Origin of the sequence: Algoriphagus hitonicola (genome assembly GCF_900113375.1) — a bacterium.
GTDB lineage: Bacteria > Bacteroidota > Bacteroidia > Cytophagales > Cyclobacteriaceae > Algoriphagus > Algoriphagus hitonicola.
This window is the reverse complement of record NZ_FOPC01000005.1, coordinates 242,946-260,574: the sequence shown is the minus strand read 5'-3', so window position 1 is coordinate 260,574 and position 17,629 is coordinate 242,946. Positions and strand designations below refer to the sequence as shown.

The 17,629-nt window shown below is 42.2% G+C and carries 21 protein-coding genes; 8 read left to right on the top strand and 13 right to left on the bottom strand.

The annotated features are described in order from the left end of the window. Position 1: 1 nt before the first annotated feature. The 3 genes from xseA (at position 2) to BM043_RS09020 (ending at position 2,327) form a co-directional block, all read left to right on the top strand. Positions 2-1,312: an exodeoxyribonuclease VII large subunit gene (gene xseA / locus BM043_RS09030; RefSeq protein WP_092790988.1), complete on the top strand. Its 1,311-nt coding sequence runs from the start codon at positions 2-4 to the stop codon at positions 1,310-1,312. Then, positions 1,309-1,497 carry an exodeoxyribonuclease VII small subunit gene (xseB, locus tag BM043_RS09025; protein ID WP_092790871.1) on the top strand — a complete coding sequence of 63 codons (189 nt, stop codon included), beginning with the start codon at positions 1,309-1,311 and terminating at the stop codon, positions 1,495-1,497. Before xseA ends, xseB begins: the two co-directional genes overlap by 4 nt. Positions 1,498-1,622: 125 nt before the next feature. After that, positions 1,623-2,327, top strand: coding sequence for a hypothetical protein (locus BM043_RS09020; protein ID WP_092790870.1), 705 nt, complete (start codon positions 1,623-1,625; stop codon positions 2,325-2,327). Between the two features lie 56 nt (positions 2,328-2,383). Here BM043_RS09020 and BM043_RS09015 read toward each other — a convergent pair whose 3' ends face one another. The 5 genes from BM043_RS09015 to BM043_RS08995 all read right to left on the bottom strand — a co-directional run bounded on the left by BM043_RS09015 (position 2,384) and on the right by BM043_RS08995 (position 7,550). Next, positions 2,384-2,899 carry a UpxY family transcription antiterminator gene (locus tag BM043_RS09015; protein WP_092790868.1) on the bottom strand — a complete coding sequence of 172 codons (516 nt, stop codon included), beginning with the start codon at positions 2,897-2,899 and terminating at the stop codon, positions 2,384-2,386. A 92-nt stretch (positions 2,900-2,991) separates the two neighbouring features. Continuing rightward, entirely contained in the window at positions 2,992-4,737 is a 1,746-nt protein-coding gene (locus BM043_RS09010; protein WP_092790867.1) for an ABC transporter ATP-binding protein, read from the bottom strand. A gap of 46 nt (positions 4,738-4,783) precedes the next feature. Next, positions 4,784-5,530, bottom strand: coding sequence for a TerC family protein (locus BM043_RS09005; RefSeq protein ID WP_092790865.1), 747 nt, complete (start codon positions 5,528-5,530; stop codon positions 4,784-4,786). Positions 5,531-5,605: 75 nt separating this feature from the next. Then, the gene (locus tag BM043_RS09000; RefSeq protein ID WP_092790987.1) at positions 5,606-6,001 is read right to left on the bottom strand and encodes a DUF1573 domain-containing protein; all 396 of its coding nucleotides are present in this window, start codon (positions 5,999-6,001) and stop codon (positions 5,606-5,608) included. A gap of 151 nt (positions 6,002-6,152) precedes the next feature. Continuing rightward, positions 6,153-7,550 (bottom strand): ATP-dependent DNA helicase, encoded by a 1,398-nt coding sequence (locus BM043_RS08995; RefSeq protein WP_394332995.1) that lies wholly within the window; start codon positions 7,548-7,550, stop codon positions 6,153-6,155. Between the two features lie 41 nt (positions 7,551-7,591). On the opposite strand from BM043_RS08995, the gene BM043_RS08990 reads away from it, so the two are divergent. The 4 genes from BM043_RS08990 to coaD are packed head-to-tail and all read left to right on the top strand — an operon-like array spanning position 7,592 to position 10,023. Continuing rightward, complete coding sequence (locus BM043_RS08990; protein WP_092790862.1) at positions 7,592-8,101, top strand: NUDIX domain-containing protein; 510 nt, start codon at positions 7,592-7,594, stop codon at positions 8,099-8,101. 49 nt (positions 8,102-8,150) lie between these two features. Next, positions 8,151-8,732 (top strand): hypothetical protein, encoded by a 582-nt coding sequence (locus BM043_RS08985; protein WP_092790861.1) that lies wholly within the window; start codon positions 8,151-8,153, stop codon positions 8,730-8,732. 13 nt (positions 8,733-8,745) lie between these two features. Beyond that, the gene (locus BM043_RS08980; protein WP_092790859.1) at positions 8,746-9,564 is read left to right on the top strand and encodes a DUF3822 family protein; all 819 of its coding nucleotides are present in this window, start codon (positions 8,746-8,748) and stop codon (positions 9,562-9,564) included. A 3-nt stretch (positions 9,565-9,567) separates the two neighbouring features. Next, positions 9,568-10,023 carry a pantetheine-phosphate adenylyltransferase gene (coaD, locus tag BM043_RS08975; protein WP_092790857.1) on the top strand — a complete coding sequence of 152 codons (456 nt, stop codon included), beginning with the start codon at positions 9,568-9,570 and terminating at the stop codon, positions 10,021-10,023. On the opposite strand, the gene BM043_RS08970 is transcribed toward coaD, so the two are convergent. Then, on the bottom strand, positions 10,024-10,692 hold the full coding sequence (locus BM043_RS08970) for an NUDIX hydrolase (RefSeq protein ID WP_092790985.1): 669 nt from the start codon (positions 10,690-10,692) through the stop codon (positions 10,024-10,026). A 90-nt stretch (positions 10,693-10,782) separates the two neighbouring features. On the opposite strand from BM043_RS08970, the gene pyrE reads away from it, so the two are divergent. Further along, positions 10,783-11,427, top strand: a complete 645-nt coding sequence (gene pyrE / locus BM043_RS08965) for an orotate phosphoribosyltransferase (RefSeq protein ID WP_092790855.1) — start codon at positions 10,783-10,785, stop codon at positions 11,425-11,427. A 54-nt stretch (positions 11,428-11,481) separates the two neighbouring features. On the opposite strand, the gene BM043_RS08960 is transcribed toward pyrE, so the two are convergent. From BM043_RS08960 to BM043_RS08930, 7 genes are all read right to left on the bottom strand, one after another. Next, a complete protein-coding gene (locus BM043_RS08960) occupies positions 11,482-12,675 on the bottom strand; it encodes a hypothetical protein (protein ID WP_092790853.1) in 1,194 nt (397 codons plus the stop codon). A 5-nt stretch (positions 12,676-12,680) separates the two neighbouring features. Beyond that, the gene (locus BM043_RS08955) at positions 12,681-13,511 is read right to left on the bottom strand and encodes a type 1 glutamine amidotransferase (protein WP_317042374.1); all 831 of its coding nucleotides are present in this window, start codon (positions 13,509-13,511) and stop codon (positions 12,681-12,683) included. 43 nt (positions 13,512-13,554) lie between these two features. After that, positions 13,555-14,673, bottom strand: a complete 1,119-nt coding sequence (locus BM043_RS08950; protein ID WP_218144138.1) for a carboxylate-amine ligase — start codon at positions 14,671-14,673, stop codon at positions 13,555-13,557. 16 nt (positions 14,674-14,689) lie between these two features. Next, positions 14,690-15,646, bottom strand: coding sequence for an ATP-grasp domain-containing protein (locus BM043_RS08945; protein WP_092790851.1), 957 nt, complete (start codon positions 15,644-15,646; stop codon positions 14,690-14,692). Positions 15,647-15,668: 22 nt separating this feature from the next. Further along, the gene (locus tag BM043_RS08940; RefSeq protein WP_092790849.1) at positions 15,669-16,382 is read right to left on the bottom strand and encodes an esterase family protein; all 714 of its coding nucleotides are present in this window, start codon (positions 16,380-16,382) and stop codon (positions 15,669-15,671) included. A 101-nt stretch (positions 16,383-16,483) separates the two neighbouring features. Then, positions 16,484-17,005, bottom strand: coding sequence for a hypothetical protein (locus BM043_RS08935; protein WP_092790847.1), 522 nt, complete (start codon positions 17,003-17,005; stop codon positions 16,484-16,486). 80 nt (positions 17,006-17,085) lie between these two features. Next, entirely contained in the window at positions 17,086-17,601 is a 516-nt protein-coding gene (locus tag BM043_RS08930) for a gamma carbonic anhydrase family protein (RefSeq protein ID WP_092790845.1), read from the bottom strand. Positions 17,602-17,629: the final 28 nt, after the last annotated feature.

Sequence of the window (17,629 nt, the reverse complement as noted above, 5' to 3'; positions counted from 1 at the left end):
GGTGCAAAACGCCTATTCCATATCCCAATTGGGGGAACTGATCAAACTTACCCTCGAAAATGAACTCGAACCAACCTATTGGGTAATCGGAGAAGTAGCGGACTTTAGACAAGCTCCTCAGGGTCATGCCTACTTTGAACTGGTCGAAAAACAAGGCAACCAAGTTTTGGCCAAGATGAGATCAAATTGCTGGCAGTTTACTTTTCGGGGAATTGCCTCTCGTTTTGAAAGCATTACAGGTTCGGGCTTGAAAAATGGAATGAAAGTACTTGCGCAAGTTCAGGCGACTTTCCACCCGGTTTACGGCTTCAGCTTAAATATCAAAGACATTGATGCTTCTTTTTCCTTGGGAGAAAGGGCCCGAATCCGACAAGAGACGCTGGACCGCCTGACTCGTGAGGGATTACTCAGAATCAATGCCAGCAGACCTTTTCCTCAGGTCATTCAGAAGATCGCCATAATTTCCAGTGCCACTGCTGCGGGTTATGGGGATTTCATCAATCAACTGGAGCAAAACTCCGCTGGATATAAAATTTATCATCGATTATATCCTGCTCCTATGCAAGGAAATGAGGCAGTAAATGGCTTAATCAACGCTTTGGACGCAATCGAAAGAGATCAAGATCAATTGAGATTTGAAGCCATCGTTTTGATACGAGGAGGCGGGGCCCAATTGGATTTGGATTGTTTTGATGATTATCGCCTAGCGGCAAAAATCGCACAGACTTCGCTACCGGTATTGACTGGGATAGGTCATGAACGAGATGAAACTGTGGCTGATCTTGTGGCACATACTCGACTCAAAACTCCCACGGCAGTAGCAGAATTCCTGCTTTCGGCATTTCGGATTTTTGAAGAAAATGTCAATTTAATGATCAACCGCATTGACCGATTGAGTCGGCAGCAACTCAAAACCACAGCAGAGGAGCTTTCCCACGCGCATCATCGGCTGAAAAGTGCCGTTCAATCCCGATTGAATGTGGAAAGCGAAAAACTGAAATCCAAACACCATCGCGTAATCCTAAGCTCTAAAAATATTCTTCAAAACCAAGGCGTAAAATTGGATCTTGTCAACCAGCAAGTTCATCGATCTTCACTATTGTTTTTGAAAAATGCCAATGCCCAGCTTGATTTTATAGAAAAGCAACTCGAGCAGCTGAATCCATCATCCATTTTGTCACGAGGCTATACGCGAAGTGAAATCGGCGGAAAACCAGTTCAACTCGCGAATCCCAAACTACATGACGAACTGATTACCTACAGTCAGAATCAAAAAATCAAAAGTAAAATCACAGATATCGACACATTATGAAGGAATTGAATTATACCGATGCCATGCAGCGATTGGAACTGATCGTCGCCCAACTTGAAGAAGGGAAAAAAAGTGTGGATGAGCTTTCTGAACTGGTCAAAGAAGCTTCAGAACTGGTCAATCTCTGCCGTGAAAAATTAAAGAGCACAGAAGAGGACATTCAAAAAGCTTTTGAAAACACCTGATTACAAAATAGTTATCACAACTTTTTCAAACTTTTGAAGTTTTTATATTCTAGCAGGTTAGCTCCTTGGCATACTTGTTGCAAATTTTCAGACTCTGATAATCGACAGCATTACAGCTGAATAATATGAAAAATCTCCTTCCATTTTCCCTGATTCTTGGCTTCCTTTTGATTAGCTTTTCTTCTTTTTCTCAGAATTTTTATAAAGAGCGGATTTCAAGAGACCATATTGTTTCTCTAGGTATCGGACCTTCTTTTGCCTATTTGGACAATGGTGGACAATATCGCTCACTTAACTTTGAAATCAAGCCATCCTTTTCTCTTTCGATGACCAAGCGGCTTAACCCCATGTTTGATCTCAGAGCAACTACCGGAGTGCAGTGGATCCAAAGTGGTGGAAATCCCGGACAGGCTTTGCAGGATGCTTGGTTTGCAGAAAATGCTTCATTTACCGCAAGAGGAGACGTGGCTTTTATAGACTTGATGCCAAGCATCAACTTGATCCCTTTTTCCAATCATATGCATCGCACCCGATTCAATATTTATGGAGGTTTTGGACTTGGAGTTATGCGAGTAAACACCAAGCAAACTAAGTCATTCAACTCGGAAGAAACACCTATTAAAAACAATATAGTCACTGGCTATGTGCCCGTTCGTGCAGGATTGAGCTATCGGATCGGACCATATTTAGATATCGCAGGCGAAGGAACTATGTTGCTGACTTTCAGCGATAATTTGGATGGAAATGTAGGTTTCAACCGCTTTGGAGATCATATGGCACAGGCTCAGATCGTTATCCGCAAATTTCTCGCTCCCAAAACGAAGGAATAAAAAAATCCCCGATTCTAAACCGAATCGGGGATTTTTTTTGCCTTATAAATTCTAAGTTAAGATTCCACCTTTTTAGGAAGGACTTCCAAAAATTTCCTGGGAAGATTGATAAGCATATTTTGATAAATTCCCGGAATTCGAATCATAAAATAGTCCTTGTTTCCTTTTTCGATAACCTCCCCTTGCATATTTTGTAAGGGGCCACCGATTACTTTTACAAATTCCCCCGGTTCGATTTCACTTCCGTCGGTTTCCACGGCTACTCCGGTCTCCACGATTCGCTTAATCGTATCGAGATCTTCATCACGAACGGTCGCATGCTGCCCCGAAAAGTGGACAAATTTTACTGCTCCCGGTTCCTGTAAGCATTCCCAAAGCTGATTTCGTTGAGTCTTGACGAATACATACCCATTGAACAGTGGTCGCTCCACTTTCTTCTTCCTGTCCGACCACTGTCTGAGCTCAGTGACAAGAGGAAGATAGACTTCCCAGCCTTTTTCCTTAAGTCTTTTGGCTACTTTCTTTTCAGATCTAGATGTGGTGTACATGACGTACCATTTCAATTCACTCATACTCCATTTTTATATTTGGGACATCAAAATTACAAATCCTACACCAAAAATGGAGGATAAAGCCAATTAGCTTTCCAAAACTTGGCAAGCTTCTAGATTCTAGCCTGATACGTGTACAATTGATAATAGCGGCCCTCTTTGGAGATGAGTTCTTCATGCTTGCCTTTTTCAACGATCTTTCCCTGCTCTATGACCAAAATTTGATCTGCCTGTCGAATAGTACTCAATCGGTGAGCGATGACGAAGGTGGTTCTTCCTTTCATGAGTTCTTTCAAACTGGCTTGAATCAGCGTCTCCGATTCCGTATCAAGATTGGAGGTGGCTTCATCCAAAATCAAGATCCTAGGATCTGCCAATATCGCCCGTGCTATGGCTATCCGCTGCCGCTGTCCACCCGACAGTTTTACGCCACGCTCTCCGATCAGCGTATCCAGTCCATCCTCAAATCGGTCAGTAAACTCCTGCACGTGAGCTGCATGAACTGCCTGCTGCAAAAGTTCTTCGCTAGCGTCTGGCCGGGGAAATAAAATATTCTCACGAATGGTCCCTTCAAAAAGAAAGTCATCCTGCAAAACCACACCCAGTTGAGATCGAAAGGATTCCAAGGTGACTTTTTGAAGGTCCACTCCATCGAGGGTAATCCGACCAGAATCGGGATTTAAAAAAGTAGCGGCTAATCCGGCAATCGTGGTTTTTCCCGAACCCGAAGTACCGACCAAGGCGGTCACAGAACCCGCAGGAGCTTCAAAACTCACTTCACGGATCACCTCTTTTCCAGATTCATAGGCAAAGGAAACCTGATCAAATTTGATTTCACCTTTAAATTCCCGCATCTCAATGGTACGCTCCCGGTCATCAGACTCCAGTGGCGTATTCATGATTTCTTCGGTTCGATCGAGTCCGGCAAAAGCCTCCGTGAGTTGAGAGCCGATATTGGACATTTGGACGATCGGGGCAATCATAAAACCTAAATAAAGCGTAAATGCCAAAAAGTCCCCAAAAGTCATTTCGCCTTCCATAATCATCCAGCCCCCAATCCCCATTATTCCCGCCGAGGCCAAGCCCAAGAGAAGGGTTCCCGCTGAAGTAACAAAAGAGGTAGCTGTGAGACTGGATTTGACATTTTGAAAGAGCTGATCGACGCCACGCTCAAACGTTTTGATCTCCTGATCTTCGGCATTGAAGCCTTTGATCACCCGGATTCCTCCTAAAGTCTCGGTCAATCTCCCGGTTACCTGAGCGTTGATTTTGCCTCGCTCTCTGAAAATAGGACGAATTTTTCCAAAAGCTTTTAACGAAACTAATCCAAAAATCGCCACCGGTACCAAGACATACAAAGTCATCATCGGACTGATACTGATCAGCAAAAACAAGGAAATTACCGCGGTGATGATTCCTCCGATCATTTGTGCAAATCCCGTCCCCACCAAATTTCGGACTCCTTCTACATCAGTCATGATCCTCGATACGAGCTCTCCCGTCTTGGTATTGTCAAAAAAGCGAATGGGCAGTTTGATGATATGACTTTGAACTCGAGAGCGAAGTTTCGCAATTAGATTTTGTGCCTCCACTGACAGAATCTGCGTCAAGGAATACGAAGTGACCGACTGAATCACAATAGCCAAAACCACCACGAGAAGGAGCCACTTTAATAAATCCAAGTCGTTGGAGGGAATGACATCATCCACCAAATATTTGCTCGCCCCCGGTAAAATCAAACCGGATAGCCTACTGATGATAATTAAAAACAAACCCAATACTAATTGCTTTCGCCGGGGCCAAATAATCGTTTGAAAAACTTGCCCAATACTTACTTTTCCTTCTTTTCCTTTTTCCATAAAATGTAAAAAGAGAAAACCCCGAATCGTGATCCGGGGTTCATTTTTAGTCCTCTTCCCTTATCCTTGGTTTTAATTCTACCGGATCGGAGCTTTTCTTTCGGGCGCGCATATTGACCAGTTCGACAGCAAGTGAGAAAAATACCGCAAAATAAATATAGCCTTTAGGCACTTCGAAATGGAAGCCTTCGATCATCAGCATAAACCCAATCAAAATCAAAAAGGAAAGGGCCAAGATCTGCAAAGTCGGATTTTGATTGATAAATCGGCTGATTTTCCCGGCAAAGGCCATCATGATACCCAGCGAAATCACCACCGCAATAATCATGATAAGCACATGATCTACCAAACCCACTGCTGTCAAGATACTGTCAAATGAAAAAATGATATCCAGCATGACAATTTGGAGAATAACGGATTTAAAACTCTTGGTGGAATTAGCCTTGATTTCCTGCGGATCTCCTTCCATTTTATGATGAATTTCCAGAGTGGATTTAAACAATAAAAACACCCCTCCCACCAGAAGAATCAAATCTCGCCCGCTAAAATCGTGAGCAAAAACGGTAAAGAGAGGATTGGTAAACTTAACGATGTAAGAAATGCCCAATAGAAGCCCTATTCTAAATATAAGTGCCAAAGCCAATCCTAAATTCCGGGCTTTGGGCTGCTCGGCCTCCGGGAGTTTATTAGAGACAATTGAGATGAAAATGATATTATCCACCCCAAGAACGATCTCCAAGAATGTGAGTGTCAATAAGGCAATCCAAGTTTCTGACAGGAGAAATATTTCCATCTGATTTGAAAATTTAGGGCATAAAAAAACCTGTTAAAATTAAGACAGGTTTTTCGCATATTTTTCTATTTCAGATTATTTTGTTTTGGGCAAAACATTGGAGATCAAGGATACTTTTTCGATCGGCTCGGAGGCATTAGAATAAATTCTCACTACCGAATTTTGCTTGCCCATTTTCCCCGTAGAATTAAAGGAAACCTGAATTTCAGCTTTTGCTCCGGGAGCTACGGGCTCTTTTGGCCAACTCGGAACTGTACATCCACAGGTCGCAGCTACATTTGAAATAACCAAAGGCACTTTACCCGTATTGGTCAACTCAAAGGTGTGAGACACTTTGTCGCCTTGCTTGATATCACCAAAGTCTATCGACTTTTCTTTAAATGTGATCTCAGCGCTGTTTTCTGCCTGGGCAAAAGCCTGAACAGAGAACAACATCATAAATACACCGAAGATTAATCCTAATTTTTTCATGGTCTTATTGGTTACTGATTTCAAATATTGAATTTTTTCAATCAAGTTCAAAACTCAAATTCATTAGCTATACTGAAAATACCTTGCCAAGGTTACTTTTTGGTCTTTGTTAAATTTTCACAAATCCAGATTCGGCTCGGCTTTACCCTAATTAGTTAAAAAACTGAGGAGAGAAATTGAGCAAATAAAGCTCCTCGGAAGAACGTGTTATAGCAGTATAAAGCCATCGGATAAAATCCTTGTCCACCTGATCTTCCGGCAAATAGCCCTGATCCACAAAGACCGCCTGCCATTGTCCACCCTGAGCTTTGTGGCAGGTGAGCGCATAGGCAAATTTGACCTGAAGGGCATTCAGATAGGGATCTTTTCGGATGAGCTCCATCCGCTCGCTCTTTTTCTCCACATCAGCATAATCCAGAGCGACTTTTTCATAAAGACTCCGATATTGTTCCCGACTCAAAGAGGGACTAGATGAATATAGCGTATCCAAAATCACTTTAGCTTCAAAATGCGCCTCCTCCGGGTAATCCAGCAGTCTCAGCTCTAACGTGGCAAATCGAAACCCGTACATTTCTTCAAAATTCCGGATTTTCATCACTTCGACCATATCCCCATTGGCAAGGAAATTCACTTTCTCGGAATCCGCCATATAGGTATAGTTATTTTTCACAATCATGAGTAAATCCCCGCTGCTGATTTCATCTTCAAAAAAATGAATCACCCTTCGGATATATAGATTGTATTGGACGGCTGCTTTATTGGACCGGGTGATGATTACAGTATTATCTGTCCCAAATTTATCATAGGCGTAGCGTAATCCATCCTCAAGCCGCTCCCCTGTCATTTTGTAGACATCTTTGAATCCGGATGTTTTAAATTTAATCGCAGGCTTTTCCTGAGGCAGAAGCGCTCTCAGTTCGGTGGCATTAAAAAGAATACCGGACTCTAGTCGCTGTCGCATCACCTCGGTCAGCTCCAACTGCTCAGCTTGGATCCTAAAGTTCCTCAACAAATATCCCGCTTCCAAAGCCGGGCTATATTCACTTCCTACCGGAGGAAGCTGCGCGGTATCGCCTACAAATAAGAGTCGGTTGTTTTCCCCACCAAACACAAATTGAATCACATCCCCAAGCAAATTACCGGACATCCCCCCATCATCAGCCAGCATGGAGGATTCGTCGATGATAAATACCGTGTTTTTGTAATAATTCTTTTGAAGGATAAATCCACCACCCAAAGTACCCGGATCTCCCTTGGGCTTGTAGATGATTTTATGAATGGTGTATGCCCCTCTCCCACTGTAATTGCTCATTACTTTGGCGGCTCGACCGGTGGGTGCAAGTAGCAAGGATCGCATTTCGAGTTTAGGAAGCGCCTGAACCAAAGCCGAAATCACCGAGGTTTTTCCGGTACCTGCATAACCTCGCAATACAAAAGTGGGTTTATCTTCAGGATTGAGTGCCAAAAAAGCATTCATCTGATCAAAAAACGAGGATTGGCCTAAAGTCGGCTGAAACGGAAAATATTTCTGCATCAATACAGACGGCATCACGGCTAGCTTCCTATCTTTACCCATAGCAACGAAAGTACATGTCCCAAGACAAAATCGGCAACAAAATCGCAGCAAAATTTGGCAATCGACTCCGAACCCGTGTAAATGGAGTTTTAATTCAAAATGAAAAAATTCTTATGATCAATCATCAAATGGGGGATCATACTGATTTTTGGTCGGTGCCTGGTGGAGGAATGAAATTTGGCAGCAATGCCAATCAAAATCTAATGCGGGAGTTTCAGGAAGAAACCGGACTTGATATCAAAGTTGGCGAATTCCTTTTTGTTCATGAATTTTTGGAGCCGCCACTTCATGCCATTGAGCTCTTTTTTGAGGTGGAGCCTTTAGGGGGTGAACCTCATTTAGGATGGGATCCAGAGCTGACCGAAAGTGATCAAATTTTACGAGAATTGAAATGGATGTCACTCGGGGAGCTCCGTTCATTGCCAAATGCGTCAGTTCATCAAATCTTTTGGGGAATAAAATCCTTTGAAGACTTAGGAATGTGGAAAGGATATTTTAATTTTGAAAATAAATACCTAAAATAGCACGTTTTAAAAACCTTCAACCTTACCCAGATTTAAAAAATCCAACAAAATGAATTTATCAAAAGTATTATCCATTGTTTTCTTTCTGGTCGCAATAGGCCTTGGCTACTTCCTATGGAAAGGCGTAGAAGATGTAGTAGAGAAAGAAGAGAGAATTGCCCTGATCGAAAGTGCCATTATCGAAAAGCTTCAAATGCTTAGAGACGCACAGCTTGCCTATGAAGCGTCTAATGGAAAATATGCTGACAATTGGGATTCCTTGAAGAATTTTATCCAAGAAGGTGAAATCTGGTTGGTCGAGCGTCTTGAAACAACTGAGCTGTTGGATTATGGAAAAGAGGAAACCACTGTTACCTATGACACACTAGGGTCCGTTTCGGTGATTGACTCTCTTTTCAATGACCGCAAATATCCCGATTTCGACTTGGATAGATTGGCAGTCGTCCCGGGCTCTGGAGGCAAAATGTTTGAATTCTTTGCCGACAGAATTGAGCGTAACTCCTACGAGGTGAATGTTTTCGAAATCAGAGACCCTTCTCCGATCAATCCTGAAAGAAGACTAAACAACAACGAAAGAGCTTTGAAAGTAGGTTCAAGAACCGACGCTTCCACCGAAGGTAACTGGAAATAATCCCTTTCCGATTTTGGATAACCAACTCAAAGTATTCAAAAGTGATAAGTTTGATGTAGAGGATACAGCGGGCTTATCACTTTTTTTATATCCCGATTCATTGATCATTTTTGCCAAGGATAAAAATCAGGCGAATATCGGAATTCATTTTTATTCTGAATTCGAAAATCAGGCAGTGGATGAAATGATTTTCACTGATCCGCTGATGAAAGTAGATGTCCCCTGCAAAATCTATCTTCACCGAAAGGAATTCAGTCTTGTACCGGGAGTCCTTTTCTCCTCAGGAAATGAATCGAGTTTTCTTCGATTTGTCTCCCAACTACCCGAAAATCCATACTACTTTAATACTCCGCTTGACAGCAACAACTTGCAAGTCGTTTCCTTTGTCGAGGAAAAAATCAAAAAACATCTACAGGCGCGGTTTACGGATCTGAGCTTTCACCACGGATCTTGTTCTTTCTTGTCCTATTTATTCAAAGAGCGCTTTAATCTCATCGGACAGGAGGTATTAATCAATTTAATAGGAAGCCAGTGTTATGTGGCAGCCTTTACGGATCAAGAGTTGAGCGCCTTTAATATCTTCGAAATCGAGAAAAAAGAGGATATCCTAAAATACGCCATGATTCTGATCAAGCAGTTGAAATTTGATCGGAACCACGTCAGAGTCACCGTCTTTGGTGTTCCTACAAAATCGGACATTACCGAAGAATGGGGAAAAAGCTATTTTCATAATTTCCGCATACTGACTCCCCATGCCAATCAAAACTATTCGCATGGATTTAAGCATCTCAAAGACTTGGGCTTTTTTGAAGTTTATTGGCAATTTGACTAAAGAATGAAAAAAACGGCAATTTTCCCAGGTTCTTTTGATCCCTATACGATGGGGCATCACGATATCGTGATGAGAAGTTTGGAGATTTTTGATGAAGTGATCATCGGAATCGGCTATAATAGCACCAAAAAGAACCGCTATTTCGATATTGATTTAATGGTGGAGAAAATTGAATCCGTTTATACCGATGAACCTAGAGTAAAAGTCATCGTCTACAATGAACTTACCTCCACCCTTGCCAAAAAGCATGATGCGGGTTTTTTGATTAGGGGATTACGAAATACCACCGACTTTGAATACGAGAATACGATCAGTCAGATGAACCGATATCTCAATGAAAATCTGGAAACGGTATTTCTCATCACCTCCCCTCATTACGCTGCCATTAGCTCTACGGTTATCCGTGAAGTTCACCGATATGGAGGAAATGTAAGCGAATTTTTGCCCTATACGATCTGATCAAAAAGTCTTTAAAAACTGCTTGAACAGCCATCTCATCGACGGGTAGGAATTAATAAGGGAAATTTTTGCTTCTGCTTCCCTAAACCATCGAATATCATCTATCCCCTCTTCCCGCTGGGGTTTCATTCCTTCGTCTGAGACACAATCCATCGCATACCAATACGTTTTTTTGAGAATGCTTTTTCGGTTTTGGGTGTAGGTGTGCCAGGTATTACACAGATGATCTCCCAGCCTTACCTTGATCGCACATTCCTCCTCTACTTCCCTGACAGCACATTGCTCAGGCGTCTCTCCTTTGTCAAATTTCCCTTTGGGAAAGTCCCATTTGCCCAGGCGATAAATCAACAAAATCTGCTTCTTTTTGGTGACAATTCCTCCGGCAGCTTTAATGATAGAAAATCGGCTTTTCACAAATTGTTTTAAGGCTGGTTTGTCTGCAGAAATCAGCGTAACCGAATCCAAATCCCTGTGCTTTCGGGTTCGTAGCTGATAAAGAATCCGAATGATCAGATCATGCGATGGTTCATGAAAAATAATATCATCTTTCCAGTGGCCTATTGCAGGCAATTCATCAGGATCGTGAAAGGTAGCATCGTATTTTTTTTCGGGATTTAAGTCCTCATAGCTGAGCAAATCCAGCGGTTTATCATTGACAAAGATTCTCATAAGGAATCGTAAAGGTTGGGTATTGGTCAAAAATGCACAAAAAATCCGCTTAGACCAACCTCCTCCAAACAATATCACTTATTTTTGAATATGGAAATTTTAGATCAAAGTGTAGCAGCGGAAGTTGCCAATCAATTACTAGAGATACAAGCCATTCGTTTACAACCCGATAAGCCATTCACCTGGGCTTCAGGATGGAAATCACCCATTTATTGTGACAATCGTCTTTCCCTTTCCTATCCGAAAGTCCGCTCTTTGATTAAGGAAAATCTGACTAAAAGTATCCAACATTATTTTCCAGAAGTGGAGGCTATCGCTGGAGTAGCCACAGCAGGGATTCCACAAGGAGCTCTTTTGGCTAATGATTTAGACATTCCATTTGTCTATGTTCGGTCCAAACCAAAAGGTCACGGCATGGAAAATATGATCGAAGGTAAAGTCGTCACCGGCCAAAAGGTAGTCGTCGTGGAGGATTTGGTTTCCACCGGCGGAAGCTCTCTGAAAGCAGTCGAAGACCTTCGGAAAGCTGGATTTGAAGTGTTGGGGATGGTTGCGATTTTCAGCTATGGATTTGCTCTGGCAGATGAAAACTTTAAAAATGCCAACGTAAAATTAATTGTACTCTCCCATTATGAAGCCATGCTTCCCAAGGCCGTGGAGCGAAATTATATTGATCAAACCATGCTCGAATCCCTATCCGAATGGCGAAATGACCCCGAAAACTGGAAAAAATAATTGGGGGTTTTCCCCTGTGAACAAATCAATCAGCCGGCAAGTCCGGCTATTTTTTTAAGATTTCTGAAATAATCCGATAGTACCTCCTACCCAGTCTTTGTCTTTGTTAAACTTGACGCCTATCATTTCACCACGACTCAGCCTCACCAAATTCCCAACCAGGGTTGGCTTTTCATCTTTTTCCGGCCACAAGGCCAAAAACCTCACCTCCACTTTGACTTTTCCGTCGGGAGATTGGACGACTGGTAAGTAGTTTACTTTTTTCTGAAGAATGTATAAGTCTTTTTCTTGGACCGATTCGATATCTTTTTGAGTCACATTAAACACCACGCCAGCTCCCGAAAAAGAAAATAAGGGCTTCAATACGTAATTCTCTAAATCCTCCGGAATGGATTCCAATTCACTCAATAATGTACTCTCGATAAAATACGGACCCTGAAGGTGTGGCAAAATGAATTTAGAAATCCGCGTGTACCAATTTGGATGTCCTGCCCACTCTACATCGAGGGACTCGGTAAAGCTAAAGGCTAATTTCAGATCTTGTCGGGATGCCAACTCATCAAAGATCACCCGATTGTAGATTCGCTTTATCCTGATTTCCTTTCCCTTTTCATTGGTATAGAAAAGTTGCCTTCCCTTCTTGATGATATCTGTGACACAGCAAATGGGTATACCCAAATCTTCCTGACAATAATAAAAGTCAATTTTGGTATTTTGTTTTTCCGGTTCGATTTCCAAGAGGACTACTTCCTCAGGAAGATACCCTTTGAGAATTACTTCTTTCAGTTTCCTCAAATAACCCGATTCATCCAGACCACTTAGATAGGGGGTTGATTCAGCTAAAAACGGATAAGTTTGCTGTAATTTCTGAAAAAGATGCATTTGAAAATTAAAAATCGACGGGAAGCCCTGAACCTCTATTAGTTTGGGGATTAGGGTTCCATTTTCTTCGCATATCCCAAAATCAATCGCCAAGAATTGGGTATGATCATCCTCATCAGGAACTTGGGTGTTTAAATCCAAGGCCTTTTGAGTCAGTTTCTTAAAACCGGGTTTTTGAATAAATTCCACCACCTCTTCGGAAGCTTCAATTAGCTGGTGCTGTAGGTTTCTGGGGATAAAAAATGGCGTCTCAGCGATTCGAAAAGTAGGTCGATATCCAAAATCCCTTTCTATACTTTCCAAAAATCGGTGGTATTTTTCTATCGAAAATTCGGAATTAAACCTGGCTCGTTCGCTTTCAATCATGATTTCTATGTCAAGATTTTAACAGTTTCTACTCTCAATTTTTTGATAGAATTTTCAATAAAATTGGGAATAAGCGTCTCATTGGTTTTATAAATCTTGTTTTCATCCACCAGATTTTCCAGCATAGTCCGGAACCTTGCCTTTCCTTTCATAGCGATGATTTTCTCACGCACTTCTGGTTTTTTGAGATGTGCCAAAAAAGAAACCGGATCAGCCTCGGGATGGAACTGGGTCCCCACGATTTCATCAGAAAACCGAATACCCATAATCGCGCGCTCGTATTCTACATGAGACCTGATTTTTTCTAAAGCAATGATCTTTGAACCTAGAAGCTTAAACTTCCTACTATTCGGTTGGACAACTTGATAATCTCTGCTATCCACGGCCCAGAAGGGATTGTCCAAATTTATAAAAAGAGGATCCTTCATTCCATCTGGTGTTTTGTGAACGGTCATGACACCAAAAGAGGTCGACTCTCGCTTGGTAATCTGTCCCAGTCCAAAGTGCTTACACGCCATCTGAAAAGAATGACAGATGAGCAATAATTGCTTTTTGCGGGAATGATTTTGATTCCAGATCCAGACTTGATCCAAAAAATCAAAATATTTCAGGTCCCAGTTTCCATCTCCTTCTAATGGATCTCCAGGACCGCCCGTAGAAATAAAAATATCAAAGTCCCGAATTTCGGGAAGCTCGGCTTTTCCCCGCACATCATACACCCGGTAGCTGATTTCCCGGTGAAAGCGCTCAAGGATATCTTTGATACAGCGCATGCCCTGATTTGGTTCTCCGTCATACATGTCCAAAACGGCCAATTGCAACTTCTTCTTTCCCACGATCTATTGAATTTACTTTTCTGCCGCAAAGGTAATCAATTGCCTAGATCCCCTCGTTAAACTTGCCCGTAATAAAATCCACCACTTGCTTCAAATCATTGGTCTTTTCAAATACCGCAAGCTGCTGATCTGCACCTGTACCATTTTTGAGGATGGTATGCACGTAGTTGATTTCTTCCCTGCTACCCAATTCATCCACCACATCGTCTATGAAATCCAGCAATTCCATAATCAAATCAGTCGTCGGCACCTCAGTCTTTTTACCAAAATCTATCAACATCCCCTCGAGACCATTTCTGGCAGCACGAAATTTATTCTCACGGATTAAGGCAATTCGGTAAATATTGAAGCTTGTATTGCTCATCAAAAGCTTGTAGAGCTTAGCCACTACTGCCTGAATCAAGGCCACCACACAAATCGTCTCATTGACAGTCAGACACATATCACAGATTCTGAATTCGATCGTACTGAAAAACGGGTGCATTCGAAGATCCCACCAGATTTTTTTGGGATTGTCAATGCAATTGGTCTTGACCAAAATCTCCAAAAAATTATCGTAAGACTGTACCGAATCGAAGTATTCAGGCAATCCCGTTCGGGGAAATTTTGCAAAAACTTTGGCCCGAAAAGCTTTGAAACCCGTGTTTCTTCCCTCCCAAAAAGGAGAATTGGTAGTCAATGCGTAAATATGCGGAAGAAAATAGCAGGCCTGATTCATCAGCTGAAGGGCGATTTCCCGATTTTCTATTCCTACATGCACATGCATCCCAAAAATCAAATTGGACCGGGCGATGTCTTTGAGTTCATTGACGATGTTATGGTACCGCGGATCATCGGTGATTTCCTGATCTTGCCACTTGGCAAAAGGATGTGTACTCGCAGCTCCCACCACGAGATTTTGATTACCTGCCAATTCAGAAATTTTATTTCGCAGGAAAGCCACTTCTTTTCTCGCTTCAGCTACATTTTGGCAAACATTGGTCCCCACTTCCACCACGGATTGATGCATTTCAGCTTTGACTTGTTCCCTCAGCTGGATTTTACCGCCTTCGACGATTTTGGACATATGAGAGCGCAGATCTCGGGTTTCCGGATCTATGATCTGATATTCCTCCTCCACTCCCAAGGTAAATTGGGGCAACTTTTTGATTAAAGCGCACATAGTTTTTTAGCTAATTTCAAAATCGCTTGGCCATTTCCACCGAATCCTTCATAAAAGTCCCCCAAGTCAGATTCATCTTTCCGGGCTTTTGAGCTTTGGCATAACTGATTGCCATATTCGCAGCTTCCTCCACGACCCATTCAAAACTCTCCTGTCCTACTGAGTTCACATCCGCATCGGGGGCTGGATTTCCAAAGTCAATGGCGTAAGGAATCCCGTCTCGTACCGCAAATTCTACTGTATTGAAATCATATCCCAAGCCTTTGCAAAGTCGAAGCGTGTAATCTTTGACCGTGGCAAGTAATTTCTTTGAAGCGGGAGCCTTGTCGACCACATAGCGAAGATGATGGGGATTTCTGGGTTCATAGGCCATGATTCGTACGGCTTTTCCACCTAGACAATACACTCTGAAATAATCATCAAAGACGATCTCCTCCTGCAAAAGCATGACGAGCTGGCCAGTTTGAGGGTGGATTTGAAAAAACTCCTCTTTATTTTCCAGACGATACACATTCTTCCATCCTCCTCCGGCGTAGGGCTTCATATAGGCCGGAAATCCCACATAATTAAATATGCCCTCCCAATCCAGCGGAGCTTGAAGATTTCGAAAAGACTTGGAAGTCGTGTCGGTAGGATGCTCCGCAGAAGGTAGAATCACCGTTTTTGGTAAAGGAACCCCTAATTGATCCGCGAGGCAATTATTGAAAAACTTATCGTCAGCACTCCACCAAAATGGATTGTTGATGACTGCGGTGCCGGTAAGCGCGGCGTTTTTGAGATAGGCACGGTAAAAAGGCACATCCTGAGAAATCCGATCGATGATCACAGCGTATTCGGTCAGTTCATTCTGTATGACTTTGTCGATTTTGACTGCTTCTGCCATAATTCCCTTTTCGGCCTTCTGATTGACCCGGTCAATAAACGCCTGAGGAAAGGTATCCTCCATTCCGAAAAGTATTCCTATTTTTTTCATGCTTGTTTGGGTAAAAAGGTGATTAATTAAATTTGATTCTACTTAAATAATGGGGGAACATTTCCCGCCAAATCGGCCAATCATGCTGTTGATTCTGCCTGACATCCAGCCAATGGGGAAGATCTTTCTTGTTGAGACAATCGTGTAGCTTCAGATTGGAATCGAGGCATATATCCCAATTGGAGGTACCTAGGACAATATCCATATTCCAGAGTTCTTGGTCGTTGAGCGCAGGCAGATATTCCAGCGGACTGTTGTAATAAATATCGTCATGAACATAGCCATCCATAAATGTCCTAATATCAAATGCCCCTGACATACTAAACATGTGGCTTACATATCCGGGGTGGCGAAAGGCGAAGTTGGCGGCATGGTATCCTCCAAAACTACAGCCTGCCACCACGACTTTGGCCGCACCGGTATTTAACCTGACCCGCTCCACAAGCTCATGACAAATCATCTTGTCATAGGCGACATGATTTTGAATCCGTTGATGGGGATGCAAAGATTTATTATAGAAACTCTGAGCATCATTGCTTTCTGGACAGAAGATTTGGATCAGGCCCTGCTCCAGATACCAATTGGCCGAGCCAATCAACCCCATGTCTCTGTTTTCATGGAAAGAACCTTTGGAAGTAGGAAATAAAATCACTGGATAACCTGCATGCCCAAACACCAGCATCTGTACTTCTCGCTGGAGGTGGCTGGAAAACCATTTAAAATATTCTTCTTTCATAAATTGAAAAGATTGATGCTATTGATCACATCGTCTTGAAATACTAATCAAATTCCTTCAAAAAAGAAAAGAATCTAAGGAGAACTTGTTTAAAGAAAAAATCAAATCTCGTATCTCGAAGCAGTCTCCGTTGAACATTTCCTATGGATAATCATTCGGATCAGGCCTCCCAAAACAGAAGCCATCATGAATAGAACAAAAATCCATTTAGAGGTAGTGAAAAAAGAGGCCATATTAGCCAAAACCCCAGGAATATCAGGAAAAGTATCCAGCAGATACAGCACCATCACATTTTCCAATAAATCAAAAAAACCAATCACTACAGGTAGCAGAAGCAATTTATTTTCTCCCCAAAGCCTATAGATCACACCAGTAAAAAACAAAGTGTAAACAAGCATGTATGGGAAATCCAATAGCCATATCCCAATCCTGTAAAATTCCCTCATATCTGTGCCCATACTGTCCAACGCAAAAAACACATCCGACGCCGAATAGGCAAACTTCAAGTCCAAAGCAAATTCTTTGGGCATCGACAGCATCAATAATCCATTGAACAGGATTAATAATATGGCCAAAACGAAAATCGACACTGGCCTAGAAACAAAATTTAGAAAGCTTCTCATAAAAATCAGGTTAAAAGTGAAAGCACGAAAATAATGAAAGTGAGGAGTTTAGAAAAAAATATCAGAATGATTTATAAATTTTATTTAAACCACTCCGCATACATGGGATAGTTTTTGGCAGTTCGGGTGATGACCTCTTCCATGTCCTGTCCGGTAGATTTGATCCGCTTCGCGGGCATCCCGGCATAAATGGAGTCCGCCTCTACAATCGTATTGGCCAAAACAACCGCTCCAGCAGCAATCACCGCTCCGGAATTTACCACTGCCCCATCCATGACTATTGCTCCCATTCCGATCAATACCCGATCATGAATCGTACAGCCGTGCACCACGGCATTGTGCGCAATGGAAACTTGGTTACCAATATAAGTTCCGGATTTCTGAAAGGTACCATGAATCACTACCCCATCTTGAATGTTGGTATCATCTCCAATCCAGATTTCATGGACGTCTCCACGCACCACCGCATTGAACCAAATGGTACAATTTTTCCCCATTTTTACATCCCCTATGATTGTCGCATTTGGAGCTAGCCAGCAATTTTCTCCAAATTCAGGCGATTTCCCCCTTACTTCCATAATCAATGGCTTTTGCATATATTTTTGATGTTGATTAAACAAATTT